Genomic DNA, 22,929 nt, shown 5'->3' with positions numbered 1-22,929 from the left:
TCTGAGTCCTTCACACCCTCTTCTCTCCACGAAGCGGGTGGAGTTCCTGTGGTCTGCGTCACCTGCCGGTACGACTGCTCAAGGGAACCGTGTCAGGCGGGTATCCCGCGCTCGGCGCGGGCGACTCGGGTGACTGCCGAGGCCAGGACACCGTCGCCGGTGGCGACATCGACCATCCGTCGAAAGTACGTGCTCGCTTCGCTGCCCGTCCAAGGAGGTTGCCGACACAGAGGCAGGCAGACGGCTGGATAGGCAGGCAGACGACTAGGTGGGCGGGTCCGTCGGGCCGAGGTCGCTGAGAATCCGGGGAGGACACCCAAAACTTTGGCCCATGCATTACAGCCAGGGCGGTTCACCCCCGGCGTCCACTCCACCGGCGACGGCAACTCGACCGCCGTGCTGATGGGCGGCGGTGCACAAACTCAGCTGGCCAAAGTTCCCTGGTGGAAGTACATCCGCCAGCCCGAGTCGGTCAGCCTCCACAAGGAACTCCGCCATACCCGGCGGCCTTGGTTGTCGGCGAAGTACGTCAGATGGACGATGCCGGGGGCAAGGACGGCTCCGGACACGTCACTGACCTTGACCGGAGACTCCGGGGAGACACTGCCGCCACTCATCACGGTGAGCATCGACTCCACGTCCCACCTGCGTCCGGAAGCCCCGATCTCGGTGAACTCCGGGTCCAGGAGCTCCAGGACACGGGCCGGGGAAGCTCGCACCTCAGGATCGAGCAGCCGCATCTCTCCGGCAATAGCCGCCTGCACGGCCTGCTCCCGCCCGTCATCCGCCATGCAGGAACCTTACGAACACGGCACCGCAGGGAACTGCGATTTGTTCACGCGCCGCCGCGGCCGCTCGCTGGTGCCGTCAGAACGCGGCTCTGGCCCAGATCTTTGGGGGCGAGTGCAGAGCGTCACGGGGCAGGCCGCTTCGCGGCTGTGATCGCACCTGCTCTTGGTAGACGCGCTCGCCGCGTGATCAGCACCACCGGCAGCAAAGCCAGGCAGTCCACGACCTGCCTTTCGCGGCCCGCCACCTTCGTCCCGCCGTCCCGGCCGCCACCGTGGCGCCGACTGTGGCGGCCGCTCGCAGGGGGTACGAGTCGACGATCGCCGCCGTCGACATCCGGCTGTAAGCGTAGAATTCTCTGGAAATCATAGTGTTTGTACTTTTAGCAGCGCAATTCTGGCGAGAGCGTAGCCAGAATTGTCGGATCCGGCGTCCGATCTGCCTGGAGGGTCCGCAGCGAGTGGCCGTCGGCAGACCTGGGAGGGCGCAGGCGGGTCACGTAGGCGCCAGGAGGAACATGTGTCGATGACCCGGCCCGATGACCCCCGCACCGCGGCGGCCCGGATGTTCGCCGAGGCCGGCGCGTTCGGCGAGCTTCTGGCCGGGATCGACTGGGCGGCGACGCCGCTCGGGCTCCCCGAATCCTGGTCGGGGCCCCTGGTGGACACCCTGCGCCTCATGCTCACCTCTGAGCATGGGATGGCTCTGTACTGGGGCGCCGAATTCGCCACGCTGTACAACCTGAGCTCCACACCCATTGTCGGCGCCAAACACCCCTGGGCGCTCGGCAGGCCCTATAAGGAGATCTTCCCCGAGGTCTGGGTCCACCCCGTGAGCTCCCACTTCCACTATGTGATCGACACCCGCAAGTCACTGCTGATCCCGGATGAGCCGCTCATCATGGAGCGCCACGGCTTTCCGGAACAGTGCTACTTCGATTCATCCTTCCAGCCCGTGCTGCTGGACGACGGCACCGCAGGCGGCGTGCTGCAGATCATCACCGAGACCACCGGCCGGGTACTGGGCGAGCGCCGGCTGCGCCTGCTGAGTGAGATCGGCGCGCGCACCGCCGGGCTGCTCACCCCGGGCGACGTCGCCTGCGTCGTCGCTGAGGTGCTGGGTTCCTATCCCGAGGAGGTCCCGTTTTTGGGCCTGTACCTGGCCTCCGAGCCGGGGATGCTGCGGCTGGTGGCCTCCGCCGGGCTCGGGCCGGCGCCCGAGGCCGTCTCGCTGAGTGAGGCCGACAGGTCGGAGGTCGCGGCCCGACTGGCGCAGGTGCTCGCGGACGGTGCCCCCGCCACGCTGTCGGCCGCCGCGCTCACCGGCGGTAACACGGCCGGGCAGCACGCCGAAGCCTCCCGGCTCCCGGTCGAGCAGGGGCTGGCTCTGCCGCTGGACTCTGCGGGCCAGGTGGGAGGCGTCCTGGTGGTAGGCGTCAACCCCTGCTTCCCGCCGGCGGGGGCCTACCGGGACTTCTTGGAGGTGCTCGCCGCCGCCGTGGCCGGAGCGCTGACGGCCGCGCTCGCCCACGACGAGCAGCGCCGACGGGCGGAGGCGCTGGTCGAGCTGGACCGGGCCAAGACCACTTTCTTCGCCAACGTCAGCCATGAGTTGCGCACCCCGCTCACCCTGCTTCTGGGCCCGCTCCAGCAGGCCCTGGCCGACGAGGACCGGACCGAGCGGCGTGCGCAGCTGGAGCTGGCCGAGCGCGGCGCCCTGCGTCTGCTGAAGCAGGTCAACACCCTCCTGGAGGTCGCCAGGGCCGATGCTGGGCAGATACACCCGGCCCTCGAGCCGGTCGACCTCGCGGGTGCGACGGCAGAGCTGGCCGGGGTGTTCCGCTCCGCCTTCGAGGTGGCCGGGCTGACGCTGGAGGTGGACTGCCCGCCGCTGTCCAAGCCGGTGTCCCTGGACCGGGAGATGTGGGAGAAGATCGTCCTCAACCTGCTCAGCAACGCCCTGAAATTCACCTTCACCGGCGGCGCCCGGGTGCAGGTGGCCGCGGCCGGCGACCGGGCCCGGCTGACCGTGACCGACACCGGCACCGGCATCCCCGCGGACGAGCTGCCGCGCCTGTTCGAGCGCTTCCACCGGGTCCGCGGCGCCCGCTCCCGCTCCCACGAGGGCAGCGGCCTCGGCCTGGTGCTGGTGAAGGACCTGGTGGAGGCGCACGGCGGCACCGTCGGCGTGGACAGCCGGCTCGGCCAGGGCACCAACGTCACCGTGGACCTCCCCTTCGCCGCCGCCCACCGGCCCCGCCCGGCCCCGCCCGCTACGGACGCCGGATCCCCCGGAGAAACCCCCAGGGAAGGCGGAGGCGGCCGGTCGGGCCGCGCCGCGGCCTATGTGGACGAGGCGCTGGGCTGGCTGGCGGCTGACCCTGTCCCCGCCCCGGCCACCCCCGCGGCACGCACCCCGCAGGCCCCCGAGAACCACGATGCCCCCCGCGGCCCCGGGCCGCACGAAACCGACCGCGCCCACCGGGCCCGCCTGCTGGTCGTTGACGACAACTCCGACATGCGCGCTTACCTGACCCAGCTCCTGGAGCCCGAGTACGACGTGCTGCTCGCCGCCGACGGCCTGGCCGCCCTGGAGATGGCCCTGGCGCAGCCGGTGGAACTGGTGCTCAGCGACGTGATGATGCCCGGCATGGACGGCTTCGAGCTGGTCCGGGCGCTGCGCGCCGACTCGCGCACCGCCCGCCTGCCCATCGTCCTGCTCACCGCCCGCGCCGGCGAGGAGGAATCCGTGCAGGGCCGACAGGCCGGCGCCGACGACTACCTGGCCAAACCCTTCTCCGCGCGCCAGCTGCTGGCGCGCGTCCGCACCGGGTTGGAGCTGTCCCGGCTGCGTGAACAGGCCCTGACCGAGACCCGCCACCAGCTGGCCGTGCTGGCCTCCCTGGCCGACGCGGGCCTGCGGCTGTCCGCCACCCTCGACCCGGACCAGATACTGCAGACTGCCGGCCAGATCTTGCTGCCCGACTTCGCCGACCAGATCAGCATCCACCTCACCGCCGCAAGACCCGCCCCGGCGCAGTCGCCCCCGTCATACATCGCCGGCACCTCCCTTCTTGCCCGCGAGGCCCTGGCAACCGCCGCCAACCATGCGATCAACGGCACCGCCCCGGCGGCCCCAGCCGGCCCGCACCCGCCGCCCGCCGCCGTGCTGGCCCTGCCGCTGCACGCCCATGACCAGACACTGGGGGCCCTGGTACTGGTCCGGCACACCGACTACTCCGCGGTCGAACACAAGTATCTGGAGAACCTCGCCCACCGCCTGGCCCTGGCCTACGACAACGCCACCAGGTACCACAACGAGCGCCGCATCGCCCTGGCCTTGCAGCGCGCTCTGCTGCCCCACCGCCTGCCCCAGGTGCCCGGGGTACGCCTGGCCACCCATTACCGGGCCAGCAACCGTGGCGCCGAGGTCGGCGGCGACTGGTACGACGTCCTCGCATTGCCCAACGGTGCCGTGGGACTGGCCATAGGCGACGTCATGGGCCACGACGTGGAAGCCGCCATCGTGATGGGCCAACTCCGCTCCGCCCTGCACAGCCTCGCCATGGAGGGCGCCGGACCGGCCCAGGTGCTGGCCAGGCTGGACGCCTACCTGCAGTCGCTCGCCACCGAACGCTTCGCCACCTGCCTGTACGCGGTCTACAACCCACACCGCCACCGCCTGCGCTACGCCGCCAGCGGGCACCTGCCGCCCCTGCTGGTAGCGGCCGACACCTCCTATCTGGAGCTGCCCCCGGCGCTGCCGCTGGGACTGGGCAGCACCCCAGTCGACCGCGAGGTGGCGTTCCCGGCGGGCACCAGCCTGCTGCTGTACACCGACGGCCTCGTGGAAAACCGGGCGCTGTCCCTGGACAGCTGCCTGGCGGCCCTGCGCCAGACCTGCGGCGCGCTGCCCGCCGCCGCCCGCAGCGACCCCCAGCAGATCACCGAACGAGCCCTGGAGCTGCTGAACACGCCCGATCGGGTCGACGACGACGCCGCCCTGCTCGCCGCCACGGCCGAACCATCGTGTCGAACCGGCGACCCGCAGGTTGACGGAAGTGCCATACGGCCGACCACTACTGCTCCGGGATGAAATCCGCCAACTGCTGCTGTCGGAGCCGTACTTCACGTACCGACGTTTCCCCGTACCTGATTGAAGCCGTATGAACCTTGCGCCACGACGGGCACCGCGCGTGCTCCGTACCGTCATATCGTGGACGGTACGGAGCAAGAGCCAGAACTCGGACGGCTTCGGTCAGGGACCCTATGCCTCATGTATCCCGGTCAGGAAAGACGCTGGATCGTTGGGCACGTCCCGCCTTACGGTGACGCCATGAGCGATCACCCGGAAGCGCTTGCCACACCCGTCGAAGCGTATGAACCCCCCTACTACATAGCTGTCTTCACCACGGTGCGAGCCCAGGAACAGAGCGGCTACAGCGAGACCAACGCCCGCATGGAAGACCTGGTGAAGGACGTCCCGGGGTTCCTGGGGATGGACCACGCGCAGACTCCAGGCGGGCTCGGCATCACCGTCGGGTACTTCCGGGACGCCGACGCCCTCGCGGAGTGGCGGACCAACCCCGAGCACCGCGCGGCGCAAAAGCGTGGGCAAGCCGAGTGGTACCAGAGCTACACGCTGCACGTGGCGAAAGTGGAGCGAAGCCACGGGTTCAAGCGAGCGTAGGTCCTGCGGAGCGCGACAGCACGGGGACCAACCGAAGCTGTCTCCTGGTGCGGCAAGCGCCGTCCCGCCAAGCTGCCCGGGTGGCGATACGAGTGCAGGTCCGTGAGATCGATGATGACGAGGGCCGGCGGCTGCTGCGGATCATCCGCAGGGGCGCGGTAGTGACCTGGCGGCGGGCCCAGATGGCGCTGCCGTCCGCGCAGGGCATCCCGGTGGCGCGGATCGCCGAGGATCCTGCGGCGCGGTTCACGGTCGGGGTCCTCGTGTTTGCCCCCGTGCTTGCCGAGCCGAGGAGCCGGCGGTGCGGTCAGGAATTGCAGGAATTGGTTGAAATCCCGCCCGCCGGACCGGGCGTCCACGAACACCGGCAACCGGATACCCAGGTTGGAGATTCACGATCTCGCTGGCCCCTCGACCTGGCCGGAGTTCCAGTGCGTGGACAGGCCGGCGGTGTCCGCGGCCAGGTCGGTTTCATGCCGTTGACCAGGGCGTGGAGGGCGGGCAGGTTGTCCGCGAGGACGCGGTCGCCGGAGGGCCCTCCTCTTTCCAGAAACCGCGTCACCGCGGCGCCAGCCCTACAGCCAATGAGCAGCAGGCGGCTGCTGGGCAACTTTCGGGGTGTCTCGCGCGTCGAATGTGCATGAAATCCAAGGGCAAGGTGGTTGGGGCAGTGCTGGCCGCCGTGGTGCTCGCCCTGGCGCCCTGTGCAGCCGCCGGGGCCGACGGTCCGTCTGCGACACCGTCACCCCTGCCGACGCGGGCATACGCGACGATCGAGGCGGATAAGCAGCTCAACGTGGGGTCGGCGGCGCAGTCGGCCGATGTGAGCTGGATGTTCTGGGACGGCGGAGCACAGGTGCCCGTACCCACGAACGACACGCTCGTGATCGACGCACGTGACCTGACGGGCATCGCGAGAGTCGCTGTCGACGACCCGAGATGCAAGGCCGACGGGCAGGTCATCACCTGCGTCAACTCGGATTCCGCACAGAGCCGTTTGGTCCATTTCACCGTGCGTGCGGACGCGGAAGCGAGGCTCGGCGACACCGGCACGATCAAGTACTCGATTACCGCGGACAAAGCCACCGGGGCCACCGCGAACGCGAAGGTGGTCGTCGGAATTCCGAACCTGGTCGTCGGCAAGATTCCTGATGTGTCTCACGCCAAGATCGGTTCCCGGATCGCTCTTCCGCTTCAGCTCCGCAACAGCGGGGATCTGACCACTGACCGGCGCGTCATGGTGCGGTGGGAATCGGAGGGCGGTCTGGCCTTCGACCGGAAGTTCTCCAACTGCACCTACGGCGCAGGGGACGATGCGGTTGAACCGGGCGGCCACACATCCGTCACCTGTATCTTCACGGCGCCCGTGCCCGCCGGGGCCACTGTGGAGCTGAGCAGTCCCCTGACCGCCACCGTCGGCAAGCGTGTCCTGAACGCCGTGACCGACTACTCGGTCACACTCCTCAGGCCGAACGTACAACCCGGCGGCGGCAGTGAGCGGGGCACCGGACCCGCACTCACCCTGGTCCCGGCCTCCGGGTCGGGAAGCGGATTCGAGACCGGTGCCAAGGGTCGGTTCACCGTCTCGGCCGACAACTTCGCGGATCTCGCGGCCAAGGCCACGACGAAGCCGGGCCGCAAGGCGGGTGCATGGACCCTCGACCTCAACGCCGTCAACCAGGGCCCGGCCTCCGTGTACAGCATCACCGGCAAGGCCGTCGCCCTGGTCGACGTCGTCCTGCCCAAGGGCACGGTCGCGACCGGCAACGCTTTCGAGGAGGGCGAGGACACCCCGTACGGCCAGTGCCTGGTCTGGGTCAGCAGCACCAGGACGGCGCCTTTCGAGGCGGGTCACCGGCATTACGTGTGCCCCGTGCCGTTCGGTGTCGCCGCCGGCAAGAGCCAGCTGTTCGTGCTGTGGGGGAAGACTGCCAAGGGGTACGACGGCGCCAAGGGCACGGCGAGCGTGCGTCCCGGCCGGCATCCCCCTCCATGACCCGGACGCCTCCAACGACAGCGTCACCTTCGCCTTCGGCGCGTCGGCCACACCGACCGCGACGGCGTCATCCGACGGCACCCTGGCCGCCACGGGCGAGAGTCGGACGGCTCTCATCGCCACCGCGGCGGGCTGCGCCGCCCTGCTGGGCGGTGCGGTCCTCGTCGTCCGTCGGCGCAGGCGTTCGCACTGAGCGACGGACGACTCGAACTGGGGTCTGGGTATGGCTGTGAGCTTGTCGGCGTTGGATGGCTCAAAGAACTTGGCCGTCCGGAGCTCCGCGACGACTCGGCCGCTAGCAGGTCGGCCTGACCGGGGGCACCAGGCCGGAGTGTGCCCCGCGCCTGCGCCACCACCAGGTGACTGACTGGGTTTGTCGCCGGCACCAGTCTGTTCTTACAACGATCAGGGTTGGCTCACGATCACTGTCCAGTGCCGGTCGGCCACCCGCACAGTTCGGACAACCGCGCAGCACGTCAGCCGGGCGACGGGCCGAGTCGTCCAACTGAGCGAAAAATCCCGGCGCCGTGGCGCCGTAGGGCACGGGATCCCGGAGACCGGGGCAAGCATGGCTCTATTGGACCGATCGACTGGGTCGGCCGATGCTGAGGAGCTGTGATGAGGCGTATCCGCCTGGCTAATGTTGCATGTACCGCTGCCTTTGTGGCGCTCGCCGTCGGAGCGAGTGGCTGCTCCAGCGGTGGTGGTTCGTCGTCGGCCACGCCGTCGAGCGAGGCCTCGAGCGCTGCTTCTGGCTACGGCAAAAGCCCCTCCGCACCAGCGAGCAGCGCCTCGGCCAGTGCGCAGGCCACGGTCAAGACCGCCACGGCCGGCAAGCTCGGCACGATCCTGGTCGATGCGAAGGGCCGGACCCTGTACCTGTTCGAGGCCGACAAATCGACGCAGTCGACCTGCAACGGTTCGTGCGCCGCGGCCTGGCCGCCGCTGCTGACGTCCGGTAGTCCGACGGCGGGCGGCTCGGCCAAGTCAGGACTGCTGGGCACGACAAAGCGGTCCGACGGCAAGACCCAGGTCACCTATCACGGACATCCGCTGTACGGGTATGCCGGAGACTCCAAGCCGGGCGACACGAACGGCCAGGATCTCAACCAGTTCGGCGCCGCGTGGTACGTGCTCGACGTGAGCGGCCAGAAGGTGGATTGAGCTGACCACCACCGAATTCGCGGCCGGACAGAGGATGCGACGATGACAGCGGACCACCCTACTTCTGGGCGGCGGTCTGCCTGGGCCGCCGCTGCGCTGGTGCTGGCCGCCTCCGTGGCCGTCGCGGTGGCGATCTGGGTGACCGGGCGTCACCACAGCCCTCAGTACGGGATGGGACTGTTCGGCGCCCACGGCACCGACGCGGTCGACCTCAAGGCCCGTCTCGGAAGCGCCCTGTTCGGCCTTGCTCTCGTCCAACTCCTACTGGCTTTGTGGATGTACCACCGCCTTCCCGGCCTGCAGGCGGCGCCTCGCCCGGTCCGTACCGGGCACCGAGTGGTGGGGTGGGTCGCTTTCCTGCTGTCGCTGCCCATCAGCTACCACTGCCTCAGCACGTACGGCGTGGAGACCACAAGCACACGAGTCTTCCTGCACTCCGTTGCCGGCTGCGCCCTGTACGGCGCGTTCGTCGCCAAGGTACTCGTGGTTCACAGCCGCCGACTGCCGGGCTGGATGCTCCCAGTCACCGGCAGCGTCCTGGTCTGCCTCATCGGACTGCTGTGGTACTCCGGCGCACTGTGGGCTCTCAATGGATTCGATGCTCCCGGGCTGTGAGGGTCGCAGGCCGGCAGCCCACCCGGGCGTAGAGATCATCTGCCGGGACAGGGCGGGCGTCTACGTCGACGGCATGCGGCTCGGCGCTCCCGCGGCCATCCAGGTCGCCGACCGGTTCCACCTGCCGCCAGGGCATCGGCCGGGCAGTGGAAACCTGTGTCGCGGCCCACCGCGAATGCCTGAATGGGCCAACGCCACGAACACCGAGGGCCGTTGGAGCGTCGACCGACGACTGCGTGCACGGCGGACCGGACCTTGATGGCCGGCGAGCGCATCGCAATAAGGTCGCGCACGCCCTGGTTCACGAGCTGCTCGCTCAGGGGCACTTGTGCCGGGCGGTCGCCCGGAATCTGGGCTGGGGGCTCAACACCGTGCTGCGATACGCACGTACGGCCACCTGTCAGGACACCCTCCGGGGGAACCGTCCCCGCCCCAGCCGCCTGGCCCCCTACGAGCTCTATCTGGAGCGGCGGTTCGCCGCAGGACGCACGAACATCAAGCGCCTGCATCACGAACTGATCTCCCAGAACGCCCCCGGCGCCTACCGGGTGCTCCGCGCCTACATCGCCGCCCTGCGCGCCGCGCCGCCGCAGGCGCTGCCTCCTCGGCGGACGGTGCGGCGCGTCACCGGCTGGCTCACTCGTCGGCCCGCGACCCCGAGCGAGGACGAGCGTGCCGCGCTGAAGGACGTCCTGGCCCGCTGCCCTGAACGGGATACCGCGGCCGAACACGTTCAGGGTGTCGCCCTCCTCGTCTCCTCCCCAGCCAAGCTCGCGCAGCGGAATGCAGTCCGCGCTGCTCCTCGGGCACGGGTCGACTATCGCAGCTCGGTGTGCGCCACCGACACCGAGCGGGCAGGGTGCCAGTAGCGGTGCCACCACAGGCGCGACAACCGCCGCGAGCCGGGCCCCGGTGCGGCGATGTCCTCCGGGCCTGCGCTGCGCTACACGCGCGCGCCGTGCACGTGTCGCGGTTCGGCCAGCAGACCGTAGATGACCAGCACGGACACCAGCATCGTGAACAGAGACCAGAATGGGTAGACCGGAAGGAAGATCATCTGACCGACGAGACAGAACGCTGCCAGACAGACGCCCGTCAGCCGCGCCGCTCTGGAGCCCACGAGCACGCCGAGACCCGCCAGGGCCATCACGATGCCGATGGCGACCCAGATCCAGCCCCAAGCCGTGTAGTTGAAGATGAGCAGCCGGTTGCCTCCGGAATAGACGGTCGAGTAGTAGCCGTGATTGAAGATCGCCACAAATCCGTTGAGCAGGTTGAAGAGGGCGCTGACCAGTAGCAGGATTCCGGCGAAGGCCACCCAGTGCGATCGCTCCATCGGGGGGACGGCACCGTCTGGTGGAGAGGTTTGTTGCTGCATGGGATCCATGAGATGCAGCACCACCCCAGCCCGCAATCGGTAGTGGCCCATGAGTGTTGCGCGGAAGCCTGTGCTCTCGGGGGACCGGCTCGTGGGTACCGCGGCCGATGGCCCTGTCGGCGGCTCCGAGAGGCGCCCGTACCCCCGCAGCCGTCATGCCGCCGCGCAAGTACAGGCGCGCTTCCTGCTCGGTGGCGGGTGAGGTGGTCGGCGGCGGGGTCAGCCCGAGCGTGAAGAGGTAGGAGACCACGACCGCCACGACCGCCACGATCACCAGCGGCATGACGGTAAGCCCCTCTTGGGCGCAGAAGCAGGGTGGCAGGGTGGCCAGCACGCAGCGGAATCCCCTTCCAACGCGCAGAGGCTCGGCCCCCGGTGCTTGGAGTGGAGCTTCGGACGGCCGACAGCCGACGTCGTCCTACTCCGGCGTGCTGTCGGTACCCCGCGCGCCCGGGGCCAGAAGCACGGCCGTGTCCCCAGGCCGGGGGAGGGGCGTGCCGGCTTCCGTGACCGGATCGAGGCGGCCGTCCCGCCGTACGAGGAACAGCAGATCGCTGCCGGGCCGCTCGGCGTCGCCGACGGGCTGGACGAGCACGGCTGCCCCCTCCTCGTACCTGCGGGAGAACGTCGGCCAGGTCAGATCCGGGCCGAACAGAACCTCACCGCCGATGAACGGCGCCACCACGCCGTGACTGTCGGCCGGTGCGTTGAGGCGGTGGACCGTACCCTCCACGCTGCCTCGCAGAAGCACCGCCGCCAGCGCGTTGAAGTCGTCCTCGGAGGTGAGGAAGTACACCGCCGTGATGCCCTCCAGCTCGGCCGCTTCGCCCGCGGCGGCGCCCAACAGCTCACCGGGCGCCAGCTCGATGCCGGCCTGTCGGATACGTTCGCGCTGTTCCTCTTCCCCCGCCCACATCAGCACCTCCAGCCCTGCTGACTTCAGGGCCACGCCCAGGTCGACCACCCAGGGGTCGCCGCCGACCAGCAGGGGCCGCGAGCGGGACGGGCGCACGACGCCCAGGCAACGGGCGACGGGCGAGGCGGTCAGGCCGTAGAGCGTCACGGTCGCGACGATGACGACGAACGTGGCCGGAAGGATCTTCGATGCGCCGCCGATGTCATTGGCCACCAGGCCGGCCGAGAACGTGGAGGCCGTGGCGGCCGCGACGATCCCGCGTGGCGCCATCCAGCCGATGAAGCTCCGCTCGCCGCGGGTCAGGTCGGTGCCGAGGGTGGCCACGAGGGCGACCAGCGGCCTGACGACCAGCACCAGAAAGGCGGCGAGCCCGAGCGCGGGCAGCCATACGTGGCGCAGCGAGTGAGGGGTGACGGTGGCCGAGATCGAGATGAAGAGCACGCCGAGGATCAGGCTGACCAGGGTCTCGAAGAAGGGCCGACGCGCGGGTACGTCCATGCCGGGGAGGTTGGCGACGGCCAGGCCCATCACCACGGAGGCGATGAGTCCCGTGTCGTCGCGCAGGACGTCGCAGAACGCCGCCACGCCGATCACCAGGGCGAGTTGCGCCGTGGTGCCGAGGACCTCGCCGAGCCGCAGCACCCGGAACAGCACCCACAGCACAGCCGCTCCGACCGCGCCTCCGGCCACTCCGATGCCCACGCTGGCCAGGAACCGCGCCGCCCCACTGCCGACGTGGTGTGAGCTCGCCACGACCGCATGGAAGACCAGTGCGCCCAGGACGCCGCCGACCGGGTCGATGAGGGACCCTTCCCAGACCAGGATGCGCTGGAGCCGGTCCTTCGGTCGCACGAAACTGAGCAGTGGTCCGACGACCGTCGGCCCCGAGACCACGAGGATCGTGCCGATCATGATGGCCGCCCGTGCGGAAATCCCCAGCAGCGGCGCGGCAACCAGAGCGCCGAGCAGCCCGGTGATGAGGACACCGATCCAGATCAGCCGGACGACGACGCGGCGGGTGTGGCCCTTCAGCGCCGCCAGGTCCAGCCCGAGGCCGGCGTCGTAGAGGATCACGGCGACGGCCAGCGACACCAGCGGTGAGAACGCGGTGCCCAGCAGCTGCTCGGGGGCGACGTCGTCGATCAGCGCGCCGGCGGCGAAGCCGACCGGCAGCAGGACGATGAGGGCGGGGATGTGCAGGCGGCCGGCCAGGATCTGCGATCCGACGGCCAGGAGCAGGATCACGCCCACGCCGATGAATACCTGGTTCGTCGTCACATTCGGCCCTTTCGGTGCGGGGTGGTGGGACGAGCGGGTGCTCGTGCCGACCTGCTGCGTGGCCGTCCGGGTCAGATCTCCGCCGAGTGCCGTGTGACGGTCGGGCGCCGTGACGGCGTCGTCACTCTCCCCACGGGGTGATCCCCCAGCGGACGGTGTGCTGCTCGCCGGGGCCAAGGCTGACGAGCCCGGTGCCGCTGCGGAAGGCGTCGGGCGGACAGGTCATCGGCTCGATAGCGACCGCCCGACGGCGCTGCCCCGGCGGGAGCGTGTCGCCGGTGTAGAGCTGCACGTAGTCGGCGCCTTCACCGAGCCACACGTCGGTGCCGAACGCACCCGACGGGTGAGCCAGGCGCACCACGGCCCGACCGTCCGCGTCCCGGTCGAGGTCGCCGAAAGGGGTGTCCAGCCGGAGCGCACCGACAGCTCGGGGCGTTCGCAGGTCGTACTCGCTCCCGGCGACCGGCTCGGCGGCGACCGGCAGTCCACGCTCATCGGTGCGCAGCCAGGTGCGTGCGGGGACGGTCAGCAGCGCCTGGTCGACGACGGCGGTGCCCGCGGTGACGTAGGGGTGCTGTCCGAAGCCGTACGGTGCGGCGCTCGCGTCAAGGTTGCGCGCGGTGACGGCGACTTCGAGCCCGCTCTCGCCCAGGGTGTACTCGGCGCGGACGTGGAGGTGGAACGGGTAGCCCGGCTGCGGCCACAGCGAGACCTCCAGGACGGCGCGGCTGCCGCTCGCCTCCACGACCCGCCACGCGACCCACCGCAGCAGCCCGTGGATGGCGTTGCCGCCGGTCGGCTCGGTGAGCGGTAGCTGCAGATCCTGCCCGGACCAGGGGTAGCGGCCGTCGCGGATCCGGTTGGGCCACGGCACCAGGATCTGGCCGCGTCCGCCGGTGATCCGGTCCTGTTCGGCGAATCCGTCGATCACGGTGCGCTCACCGACCGCGTACGACCGAAGGGCCGCGCCCAGCTCGACGACAACGGCACGGTGTGTGCCGTGACGCAGGGTCAGTTGCCGTCCGGTGCGGCTCTCCTGCACGCGTGGCCTCCTCGGTCCGCCCGGCCGTCCTCGGACGCCGACGTGGTGGTGGCCTGTGGTGCCGGCCCTCCCGTCGGGAGCGTGCGGCCCCGCCATGGGCCCGGTCAAGCACGACACGTTCCCCTCGGCGCGATCACCGGGCAGGTTCGCCCGCTGAGGCCACAGAAGCGGGCGGCGGCCGACGCCAGGGCGCTCGCGCCGGCTCCCGGATGGCGGCGTCACCCGCTGCCCGCGCGCCCTTCGCGACGGCCGATGCGCCGCCAGACAGCCCGTTGGAACCTGATCATCAACACGCCCACCAGGATCAGCAGCACGATGTTGAGCAGGAGTTGGATCAGGGATCCGCGCGCCTCGCTCCAGCTGGAGAACGCGCAGGAGACGCCGATGTCGGCGGCGGCCGGGATGGTGGTGACCGAGATGAAGACGCCGAGCAGAGCGCTCGTCCTGGCCTGGGTCAGGGACATGATCCCGACGATGCCGGCCAGCACCGCGACGACGACGGAGAAGGCGTTGGGGGCGTCGATCAGCGTGGAGACGGGCCTGAAGCCCAGCTCGAATGCCTTGGGTTGAAAGTCGAGGCCCCGGACCGCCCACGAGAACAGGAAGGTCACGAGGACGGCCAGCAGGAATCCCACGGTCAGGGCGAACAGGCCCTGGCGGATCCTGGTGCCGTTGCCGCGGTCGATGCCCAGTGCGACGCTGGTGACAGCGCCGTACTCCGGTCCTACGACCATCGCCGCGACGATGAGGATCTGGGAGTTGGTGATGATTCCCACCGCCCCGATGACGCCTGCGATGACCAAGTAGATGTAGAAACTCGGCAGATAGGTGCCCTCGGCGCGAATCCGCGCTTCGACCTCCTCCCAGACCGGCGCGTGCGCGAGCGCCCCGAGCTGCCGCTGCTCGGCTTCGGCCGCCGTGCCGGAGAAGGCCATCTCGACCGGTTCGATGACGATGGATCCGCGGCGGTCGAGTTCCAGCTCGCGCAGGCCGCGCAGCACGGCGTTGGCCGCACCCGCCAGGATGTCGCACTCGATCGCGTCACCGTCGGGGTTGTGCGCCAGTTCGGCGAGGACGACCAGGTTGAAGACATAGCGGTCGTCGGTCAGCAGCCCGACCGCCCGGGGGGTGAGATCAGTGGGGCTCACCAGCCGGACGTGGATCATCTCCATGCACCACCTCCTTCGCTCGCCGACGACGCCACCGCGGCGTCACGGTGCCCGGGTGCCGGAGCCCTCCCGCGTGTGACCGGCCGACTCCAGTAAGTAACGCTCGCTGGGTGGGGGTCGGCAAGGCGGGTGTTCTGCTCGCGCTGCGGCGCCCCCAGTCGCTCCGTTCGCTTCCGGCGCGCAAGGATCACCCGATTGGCCGATAGTGGACACAGGGGGATCTTTCCGAGATTTCGGAGCAGCCATGGACCGCTACCCTCCCATCGCCGAACACGGCCTGGTGGGCGACCTGCAGACCGCCGCGCTCGTCTCGTCGCAGGGTGTCGTGGACTGGTTCGCCGCTCCCCGGTTCGACTCACCCAGCGTCTTCGCCGCCCTGCTCGACCACGACGGCGGCGGGTACCTGCGGCTGGCCCCCGAGCACCCGGACCAGACCTGCAAGCAGCTGTACTACCCCGACACGGCCATTCTGGTGACCCGGTTCATGTCACCGGACGGAGTGGGTGAAGTGATCGACTTCATGCCTCCGGACCGAACCGGCACCGCCACCGACCGTCACACCCTGATACGCCTCGTGCGTGCCGTGCGCGGGAGCGTCCCCTTCACCCTCGAATGCCGGCCGCGCTTCGACTACGGCCGGGCCGAGCACCAGCTGGAACTCGGCGAGGGCGGAAAGAACGGCCTGTTCCGGTCCGCGGGGATGGACGCGCATCTGCAGACCTCGTTCCCGCTGAAGCGGGACGGCCAGGACGTACGCGGCCGGCTGACACTGAATGCCGGCGAGTCCGGTGGCGCCGTGTTCACCGTCTGCGCGTCCGGCGGCGAGGCACCCCCGCCCCTCACCGTCGACGGACTCACCGCGCAGGTCGACGACACCGGCCGCTTCTGGCAGGACTGGCTGCGCCAGTCCCACTACCGGGGCCGCTGGCCCGAGCTGGTGCACCGTTCGGTCATCACCCTCAAGCTCCTCACCTACGCCCCCACCGGCGCCCTCGTCGCGGCGGCCACCACGGGCCTGCCCGAGCAGGTCGGCGGAGAGCGCAACTGGGACTACCGGTTCACCTGGGTACGCGACGGCGCGCTGTCCGTGCGGGCCATGCTGGACCTGGGCTTCGTCGAGGAGGCCACCTCCTTCGTCCACTGGCTCGTCGACAGGCTGCACGAGCGCGAGGGCAAGGAGGAGGAGCCGCTCCAGACGATGTACCGGATCGACGGCAACCCCGACCTGCCGGAGGAGATACTCGAACACTTCGAGGGCTACCGCGGTTCTGCCCCCGTCCGCATCGGCAACGGTGCCGCCGACCAGCTCCAGTTGGACATCTACGGCGAGGCCCTCTACGCGGTGTCCCAGGGCCTTGAGATCGCGCAGCAGACCACGTACCGGGGATGGAAGACGGTGTCCAGGACGCTGGACTGGCTCGCCGACCACTGGGACCGGCCGGACGAGGGCATCTGGGAGACCCGCGGCGGCCGGCAGGACTTCACCTACAGCCGCGTGATGTGCTGGGTCGCCTTCGACCACGGACTGAGCGTGGCCGAGCACTTCCGCAGGCCCGCCGACCTGGAGAAGTGGCGCGGCGCGAGAGACGCCATCTTCGAACAGGTCATGGAACGCGGCTGGAGCGAGCAGGAGGGCGCCTTCGTCCAGCACTACGGCAGCGACGTCCTGGACGCCTCCCTGCTGCTGATGCCCAGGGTCGAATTCGTCGCCCCGAAGGACCCGGCCTGGCTCTCCACCCTCGACGCGATGGACCGCAAGCTCGTCTCCGACAGCCTCGTCTACCGCTACGACCCGGCGGCGTCGCCGGACGGGCTGCGCGGCTCGGAGGGCACCTTCAGTCTGTGCACCTTCCTCTACGTCGACGCGCTGGCCCGGGCGGGGCGACTGCCTCAGGCCCGCTACACCTTCGAGAAGATGCAGACCTACGCCAACCACGTCGGGCTCTTCGCCGAGGAGGTCGGTCCGACCGGGGAACAACTGGGCAACTTCCCGCAGGCGTTCACCCATCTGTCGCTCATCATGGCGGCCTCCACCCTCGACCAGGCGCTCGACGCGGAGCACAGGCGCTGACCTATGGTCACCCATGCCCATCCGCCAGGACCGCCACGGCTGACCGAGGAGGAATTCGGCGAGCTGTACCGGCGCCTGTCCTCGCGCTCTGCCTGGGCCTCAGGCGACCGCGGCGCTCTGGACGCGCTCACTCCTGCCCGGGTGGCGGCCGCCACTCGGGAGGTGCGGACCGGCCGGACGGTGACGCTCGCCGCGCCAGTGGAGACACTGCCCGGCCCGGACAATCCGGAGCCCGCGAAGCACCGGATGAGCGGGCAGCCAGGCGAAGACGTCTCCAGCGGACTGCACTTCGCGAGGGACAGCTTCGCGATGAACGTGCACGGCGACGCCGACAGCCACCTGGACGCCCTCTGTCACGTGATCTACGACGGCACCCTGCACGGCGGCGTGGCCGCGAGCAGCGTCACGGCGGACGGAGCCACGGCGCTCTCGGTCGAGGCGGTGCGCGACGGGATCGTGGGGCGCGGCGTGCTGCTGGACATCGCGCGGCTGCGCGGCGTGCCCTGGCTCGAACCGGGTGATCACGTGACGGTCGGCGACCTCACCACGGCCGAAACCGCCCAGCACGTCCGCGTGACCGAGGGCGACCTCCTGTTCGTCCGCGTCGGGCATCGCCGACGCCGTGCCGAACTCGGACCGTGGCACGCGGCGCGTGAGCGCGCCGGACTCCACCCGTCGGCACTGGAGTTCCTCGCCGACCGACGGGTCGTTGTGCTCGGCGGCGACGGTAACAACGACACGGCCCCGAGTTCCACCGAAGGCGTCGACTTTCCCGTGCATGTGCTGGCGATCCACGCCATGGGCCTGCACCTGCTGGACTACCTGCAGTTCGAGGACCTGGCACCGGTCTGCAAGGCGGAGGGACGCTGGTCCTTCCTGTGCGTGATCGCCCCACTGAGACTGCCGGACGCCACCGGCTCGCCGGTCAATCCGATTGCCGTCCTGTGACCCCGGCACCCTCGGTCGTGGTGGTCATGGGTGTCTCGGGATCGGGCAAGTCCACCGTCGGACTGCTGCTCGCGCAGCGGATGAGGGTGCCCTTCCTGGAGGCGGACGACGTCCACCCGGCCGCGAACCGCGCCAAGATGTCCGCAGGCCACCCACTCGACGACGAGGATCGCCGCCCGTGGCTGCGGGCTGTCGCCGAATGGATCCGCGAGGCGACCGAGGCCGGACAGGGCGGGGTGGTGGCGTGCTCGGCCCTCAAGCGCGAGTACCGGGACGAGTTGCGCAGGGCAGGCGCAGGCGTGTTGTTCCTGTATCTGGCGCTGGACCGCGCGATCGCCGACCGGCGGCTCGCAGGCCGTGTGGGCCATTTCATGCCCGCCCGGCTGGTGGATTCCCAGTACGCCGCCCTGGAACCGCTGCGGCCGGACGAGCCCGGCCTGACCGTCGACGCGGTGGCCGACTCGCAGACCCTCGTCGACCAGGCGGTGCGCGCTGTCCGTGCTGTGAAATGACCGGGCGCCTGATCGAATCCGCCGGGTCGCCGCAGGCCGACCCACCCGATAGTTTGGTAGTTGGCGCCGAATGTCCTGAATATTCCGAATGCGTGAATGTCCGTGCGGAACAGCACAGGCCGGAGCCCCCCGGACGGGCGCTTCGGCCAGGACAGCCGACGACTTCTAGAACGGGACCCTCTCATGGCCGACGATCAGCACTACGACGTCATCGTCATCGGTACGGGAGCGGGCGGCGGCACGCTCGCCCACCGGCTGGCCCCCTCCGGCAAGCGGATCCTGATCCTGGAACGCGGCGACTACCTGCCGCGGGAGCGGGACAACTGGGACTCCACCACCGTCTTCGTCAAGGGCAAGTACCGTGCCCCGGAGTTCTGGTACGACAAGCACGGCAACCAGTTCCCGCCGGAGGTCAATTACTACGTCGGGGGCAACACCAAGTTCTACGGCGCCGCGCTCTTCCGGCTCCGGCCCGAGGACTTCGGCGAACTGCGCCACCACGACGGCATCTCTCCGGCCTGGCCGATCCGTTACGAGGACCTGGAGCCGTACTACACCCAGGCCGAGCACCTCTACCTGGTGCACGGCCGGCACGGCGAGGACCCCACCGGAGGGCCGACGAGCGCGCAGTACGCCTACCCGCCGGTCGAGCACGAGGCGCGCATCCAGCAGCTCAGCGACGATCTGGGGAAGGCCGGCCTGCACCCCTTTCACCTGCCGATCGGCGTGAACCTGACCCAGGACGAGCACGGCCGGGCCACCCACGACAGCGTCTGCATCCGCTGCGACCGGGTCGACGGCTTCCCCTGCCTGCTGGGCGCCAAGTCCGACGCACAGGTGATCTGCGTCGACCCGGCGCTGAAGTACGACAACGTCACGATGGTGACCAACGCCGACGTGCAGCGCCTGGAGACCGACCCGACCGGACGCACCGTCACCAGGGTCGTCGCCGAACTCAGGAACGGAGCGACCGAGGAATTCAGCGCCGACATCGTGGTGGTCGCCGCCGGCGCGGTCAACTCCGCCGTTCTGCTGCTGCGTTCGGCGGGCGACAAGCACCCCGCCGGTCTGGCCAACAGCTCGGACGTGGTGGGTCGCCACTACATGCGGCACAACAACCTGGCGCTGATGGCGGTGTCGAAGGAACCGAACCCCACAAGTTTCCAGAAGACCCTGGCGCTGAACGACTGGTACCTGGGCGCGGACGACTGGGAGTTTCCGCTCGGCGGCATCCAGATGCTCGGCAAGTCGGACGCCGACCAGATCCACGGCGAGGCACCGCGCTGGGCCGGTGCCGCCATGCCCGACATGCCCTTCGAGGTACTCGCGCACCACGCCGTCGACTTCTGGCTGTGCGGAGAGGACCTTCCGCTGCCCGAGAGCCGGGTCACCCTCGACAAGGACGACGCCATCCACCTGGCCCTCGACGAGAAGAACAACATCGCCGGGCTGAAGCGCCTCCAGCACAAGTTGCGGGGAATGCTCGGACACCTGGGCATGCACGAGCACCATCTGCTGGATCACAGCATCTACTTGCACAAGGGCATGCCGATCGGCGCCACCGCACACCAGGCCGGCACCGTGCGCTTCGGCGACGACCCACGAAGTTCGGCACTCGACGTCAACTGCAAGGCCCACGACCTCGACAACCTCTACGTCGTGGACACCAGTTTCTTCCCCAGCATCGGCGCGGTGAACCCGTCACTGACCGCCATCGCCAACGCCCTACGGGTCGGCGACCACATCGCCGCCCGGCTGAGGTGACTGGACACCGCCGCTCGGTGAACCGGCTGAGCGTCGCTACAGGTTGTCGCCGGACGTTCTGGCGGCCCGAGTGTCGGCGTCGGTGAGTTCCTCCAGCTCACCCATCGTGTCGAGCCGGTAGAGCAGTACCAGCGCAGGACCGACCAGCACGATCGCGATGGCGGTGACGATCATCAGCCAGCGCAGGGTGTGGGTGGCCCCGGCCGCCTCGGTCACCGTCAGCGAGGTGGGCAGCACGTAGGGCCGCTGCGCGAAGCCCCAGGCGCCGACGACCAGGGCCACGCTCGCCACCGAGGTGTAGCGGGACCAGCCGTGGGACCGACGCAGCAGAAGCAACACCGTGGCCAGACCGCAGACCGCAGCCAGAATGATCAGCAGCAGGCCCAAGCCCCCGGTGAGGCCGTCCCAGACGTAGCGGGCGTCATCGTGCGTGACGGGCAGGGCGATGAGCCCGAGGACCACAACGGCGCCGAAGGCACACAGCGCCCGTACGCGGAAGTAGTCGACGAGATCGGGTGCGCCGAGCCGCAGGGCGTCACAGCAGAGGAAGACCGCTCCGAGGAAGGCGGTGGCGGCGACGGCCAGCAGACCCGTGAGGACGGAGGTTCCATTGGCCCAGGCGTCCGCGGAGGCGTTCGTGCCGACCTTGACCCGGCCGGAGGCGATGCCGCCGAGCACCGCCCCTAGGAAGAACGGCGTGAGCAGTGACGCGATGGCGAATACCGCGCCGTAGATGCGTCGTTGGGCCAGGCGACGGGCCGGCTTACGCAGGGCGAACCCGGCACCCCGGAGCACCAGGCCGACAGCGGCCAGGGCGAGCGGCAGCCACATCGCGGAGAAGACGGCCTGGAACATCGTCGGGAAGCCGGTCCACATGATGACCAGGACGAAGATCAGCCAGACGTTGTTGGCCTCCCAGACCGGCGCCATGGCCTGGTCGATCAGCCGGCGGGGCCGCTTGCCGCGCTCCGCGCCGCCGGCCAGGAGGTCCCAAAATCCGGCGCCGTAGTCGGTGCCTCCGGCGCAGGCGTAGGCGGCGATCGCGATCACCAGCACCCAGGCGATGAAGTCGGCCATCAGGACGCACCCCCAGGGGTGTGGCCGGAACCGGCGGCTGCGGGCTCGGGCTCGCTTCTGGGTCCGTACGGGGTGTCGGCTTCCGGGGGCAGTTGCGCGCGTGCGGCGGCCTGGCCCTCGTCGGCGATGCGCCATCGGGTGCGCATCTTCAGGACGACGGCGAGAAAGGCGCCGAAAACAGCGATGTAGACGGCCATGACGATGCCGAGCATCGCCCACAGCGATCCGGCACGGGTGCTGGTCACCGCCTCCGAGACCCTCATGTGGTTGTAGACGATCCAGGGCTGGCGGCCGACCTCCGTGGTGATCCAGCCGCACTCCACGGTGACCAGGCACGCGACTCCCGCGAGCGCGGCGCAGCGGTAGAACCAGCGGCTACCGGGGTTGTCCCGGTGCCGCCACCAGGACCAGGCGTACCAGAGGGCGAGCAGGATCAGCACGCTGCCGATGGTGACCATCGTGTCGAAGGCCCAGTGGGCGATGGTGGCCTGGACGGCGGTGGGGCGGTCGGCGGCCGGCACCGAGGTCAGCCCCGTCACCTGGGTGCTGGGTTTGAAGCCGGCGAGGATCGAGTCCAGCTGGGGGATCTTGAGTCCGCCGGAGATCGTGCCGTCGCTGTTCAGCCGCCCGTACATGTACTCGGGCACATGGGTGTCGGTCTTCCAGACGATCTCCGTGGCTGCGAACTTGACCGGCTGCTTGTGGAAGACGGCCCGAGCAGCGGAGTCTCCCAGCATGAACTGGATCGGAGTGAGGATCGCGGCAACCGTGAACGGCACGGTGAAGCCGAGCCGGTGGTAGCGGTCGCGGCGCCCGCGCAGCCAGCCGACCGCGTACACGCCGGCGACCACGTAGCCGGCGGTCATGAACATCGCGACCGTGAAGTGCCAGTACTCCGGGCCGAACATCGGTGTGAAGACCGCCTGCTGCACATTCACGTCGATCGGCTTGCCCTGGGCGTCGAGGCTGAATCCCTGGGGGGTGTTCATCCAGGAGTTGGCCGCGATGATGCCGAACGCCCCCATCAGGGCGGCCAGCGGCAGTGGCACGGCCAGCCAGAAGTGGGTCCAGGGCTTCAGCCGGCGCCAGCCGTAGAGGTAGATCGCGATCAGGACGGCCTCCAGGAAGAACGCCCACGCCTCGACGCCGAACCCGAGGCCGAAGACGTCTCCCCAGCGGCCCATCATGCCGGGCCACAGCAGACCGAACTCGAAGGACAGCACGGTGCCGGTGATGATGCCGATGGCGAACTGGACGGCCATCACCGCCGACCAGCGCCGGGCGAGTGTGAGGGCGACGGGGTCGTTGCGGCGGAGCGCCCGGTGATGCATGACCAACGTGATGAACGGCAGTGCGACGCCGAAGGGGACCAGCAGGATGTGGGAGGCCAGGGTGAAGGCCATCAACTCCCTTGCCGGCAGGAGTTGGTCCGGGGTGCTGCCCGCCAGAAAGCCGACGATGCTGAGCATGTGCGCCTCGATGATCCGCCCTGTGGGGGTGGCAGGGCTGAGGAGGGACAGG

General features: G+C 69.7%; 18 protein-coding genes and 1 pseudogene. 12 read left to right on the top strand and 7 right to left on the bottom strand.

What is annotated here, in order from left to right; genetic code table 11:
* Positions 1-422 precede the first annotated feature (422 nt).
* Complete coding sequence (locus tag OG870_RS02255; RefSeq protein ID WP_266592780.1) at positions 423-791, bottom strand: nuclear transport factor 2 family protein; 369 nt, start codon at positions 789-791, stop codon at positions 423-425.
* Between the two features lie 523 nt (positions 792-1,314).
* On the opposite strand from OG870_RS02255, the gene OG870_RS02250 reads away from it, so the two are divergent.
* The 8 genes and pseudogenes from OG870_RS02250 (at position 1,315) to OG870_RS02215 (ending at position 10,122) form a co-directional block, all read left to right on the top strand.
* Complete coding sequence (locus tag OG870_RS02250) at positions 1,315-4,884, top strand: SpoIIE family protein phosphatase (RefSeq protein WP_266845262.1); 3,570 nt, start codon at positions 1,315-1,317, stop codon at positions 4,882-4,884.
* Positions 4,885-5,124: 240 nt separating this feature from the next.
* Positions 5,125-5,478 carry an antibiotic biosynthesis monooxygenase family protein gene (locus OG870_RS02245; protein ID WP_266845260.1) on the top strand — a complete coding sequence of 118 codons (354 nt, stop codon included), beginning with the start codon at positions 5,125-5,127 and terminating at the stop codon, positions 5,476-5,478.
* A gap of 80 nt (positions 5,479-5,558) precedes the next feature.
* A pseudogene (locus OG870_RS02240) lies at positions 5,559-5,708 on the top strand (IS630 family transposase); the annotation flags it as partial.
* Between the two features lie 440 nt (positions 5,709-6,148).
* Positions 6,149-7,474 carry a hypothetical protein gene (locus tag OG870_RS02235; protein WP_327690547.1) on the top strand — a complete coding sequence of 442 codons (1,326 nt, stop codon included), beginning with the start codon at positions 6,149-6,151 and terminating at the stop codon, positions 7,472-7,474.
* Positions 7,362-7,667, top strand: a complete 306-nt coding sequence (locus tag OG870_RS02230) for an LPXTG cell wall anchor domain-containing protein (RefSeq protein WP_327690546.1) — start codon at positions 7,362-7,364, stop codon at positions 7,665-7,667. Before OG870_RS02235 ends, OG870_RS02230 begins: the two co-directional genes overlap by 113 nt.
* A gap of 425 nt (positions 7,668-8,092) precedes the next feature.
* Positions 8,093-8,638: a COG4315 family predicted lipoprotein gene (locus OG870_RS02225; RefSeq protein WP_266592788.1), complete on the top strand. Its 546-nt coding sequence runs from the start codon at positions 8,093-8,095 to the stop codon at positions 8,636-8,638.
* Positions 8,639-8,680: 42 nt separating this feature from the next.
* The gene (locus OG870_RS02220; protein WP_266845256.1) at positions 8,681-9,253 is read left to right on the top strand and encodes a DUF6529 family protein; all 573 of its coding nucleotides are present in this window, start codon (positions 8,681-8,683) and stop codon (positions 9,251-9,253) included.
* Between the two features lie 371 nt (positions 9,254-9,624).
* The gene (locus tag OG870_RS02215) at positions 9,625-10,122 is read left to right on the top strand and encodes a hypothetical protein (RefSeq protein ID WP_266845254.1); all 498 of its coding nucleotides are present in this window, start codon (positions 9,625-9,627) and stop codon (positions 10,120-10,122) included.
* Positions 10,123-10,196: 74 nt separating this feature from the next.
* Here the strand turns inward: OG870_RS02215 and OG870_RS02210 are convergent, their stop codons facing one another.
* From OG870_RS02210 to OG870_RS02195, 4 genes are all read right to left on the bottom strand, one after another.
* A complete protein-coding gene (locus OG870_RS02210; RefSeq protein ID WP_327690545.1) occupies positions 10,197-10,631 on the bottom strand; it encodes a DUF7144 family membrane protein in 435 nt (144 codons plus the stop codon).
* 418 nt (positions 10,632-11,049) lie between these two features.
* Entirely contained in the window at positions 11,050-12,825 is a 1,776-nt protein-coding gene (locus OG870_RS02205) for a cation:proton antiporter (RefSeq protein ID WP_266845250.1), read from the bottom strand.
* Between the two features lie 121 nt (positions 12,826-12,946).
* Complete coding sequence (locus OG870_RS02200) at positions 12,947-13,867, bottom strand: aldose 1-epimerase family protein (RefSeq protein ID WP_266845248.1); 921 nt, start codon at positions 13,865-13,867, stop codon at positions 12,947-12,949.
* A gap of 218 nt (positions 13,868-14,085) precedes the next feature.
* Positions 14,086-15,039: a DUF389 domain-containing protein gene (locus tag OG870_RS02195; RefSeq protein WP_266592798.1), complete on the bottom strand. Its 954-nt coding sequence runs from the start codon at positions 15,037-15,039 to the stop codon at positions 14,086-14,088.
* A gap of 241 nt (positions 15,040-15,280) precedes the next feature.
* Here OG870_RS02195 and OG870_RS02190 point away from each other — a divergent pair, with 241 nt between their 5' ends.
* The 4 genes from OG870_RS02190 to OG870_RS02175 all read left to right on the top strand — a co-directional run bounded on the left by OG870_RS02190 (position 15,281) and on the right by OG870_RS02175 (position 20,331).
* Entirely contained in the window at positions 15,281-17,107 is a 1,827-nt protein-coding gene (locus OG870_RS02190) for a glycoside hydrolase family 15 protein (RefSeq protein ID WP_266845246.1), read from the top strand.
* A 3-nt stretch (positions 17,108-17,110) separates the two neighbouring features.
* Positions 17,111-18,055 (top strand): cyclase family protein, encoded by a 945-nt coding sequence (locus OG870_RS02185; protein WP_266845244.1) that lies wholly within the window; start codon positions 17,111-17,113, stop codon positions 18,053-18,055.
* Complete coding sequence (locus OG870_RS02180) at positions 18,052-18,567, top strand: gluconokinase (RefSeq protein WP_266845242.1); 516 nt, start codon at positions 18,052-18,054, stop codon at positions 18,565-18,567. The genes OG870_RS02185 and OG870_RS02180 overlap by 4 nt, the downstream gene beginning before the upstream one ends.
* A 183-nt stretch (positions 18,568-18,750) precedes the next feature.
* A complete protein-coding gene (locus tag OG870_RS02175) occupies positions 18,751-20,331 on the top strand; it encodes a GMC oxidoreductase (RefSeq protein WP_266592806.1) in 1,581 nt (526 codons plus the stop codon).
* A 36-nt stretch (positions 20,332-20,367) separates the two neighbouring features.
* Here the strand turns inward: OG870_RS02175 and OG870_RS02170 are convergent, their stop codons facing one another.
* The gene (locus OG870_RS02170) at positions 20,368-21,408 is read right to left on the bottom strand and encodes a cytochrome d ubiquinol oxidase subunit II (protein WP_266845239.1); all 1,041 of its coding nucleotides are present in this window, start codon (positions 21,406-21,408) and stop codon (positions 20,368-20,370) included.
* Positions 21,408-22,877 (bottom strand): cytochrome ubiquinol oxidase subunit I, encoded by a 1,470-nt coding sequence (locus OG870_RS02165; protein ID WP_266845237.1) that lies wholly within the window; start codon positions 22,875-22,877, stop codon positions 21,408-21,410. The genes OG870_RS02170 and OG870_RS02165 overlap by 1 nt, the downstream gene beginning before the upstream one ends.
* Positions 22,878-22,929: the final 52 nt, after the last annotated feature.

This window comes from Streptomyces sp. NBC_00461, from assembly GCF_036013935.1.
Taxonomy (GTDB): Bacteria; Actinomycetota; Actinomycetes; order Streptomycetales; family Streptomycetaceae; genus Streptomyces.
The sequence above is the reverse complement of the archived record's forward strand: the minus strand, read 5'-3'. Positions and strand labels throughout refer to the sequence as shown.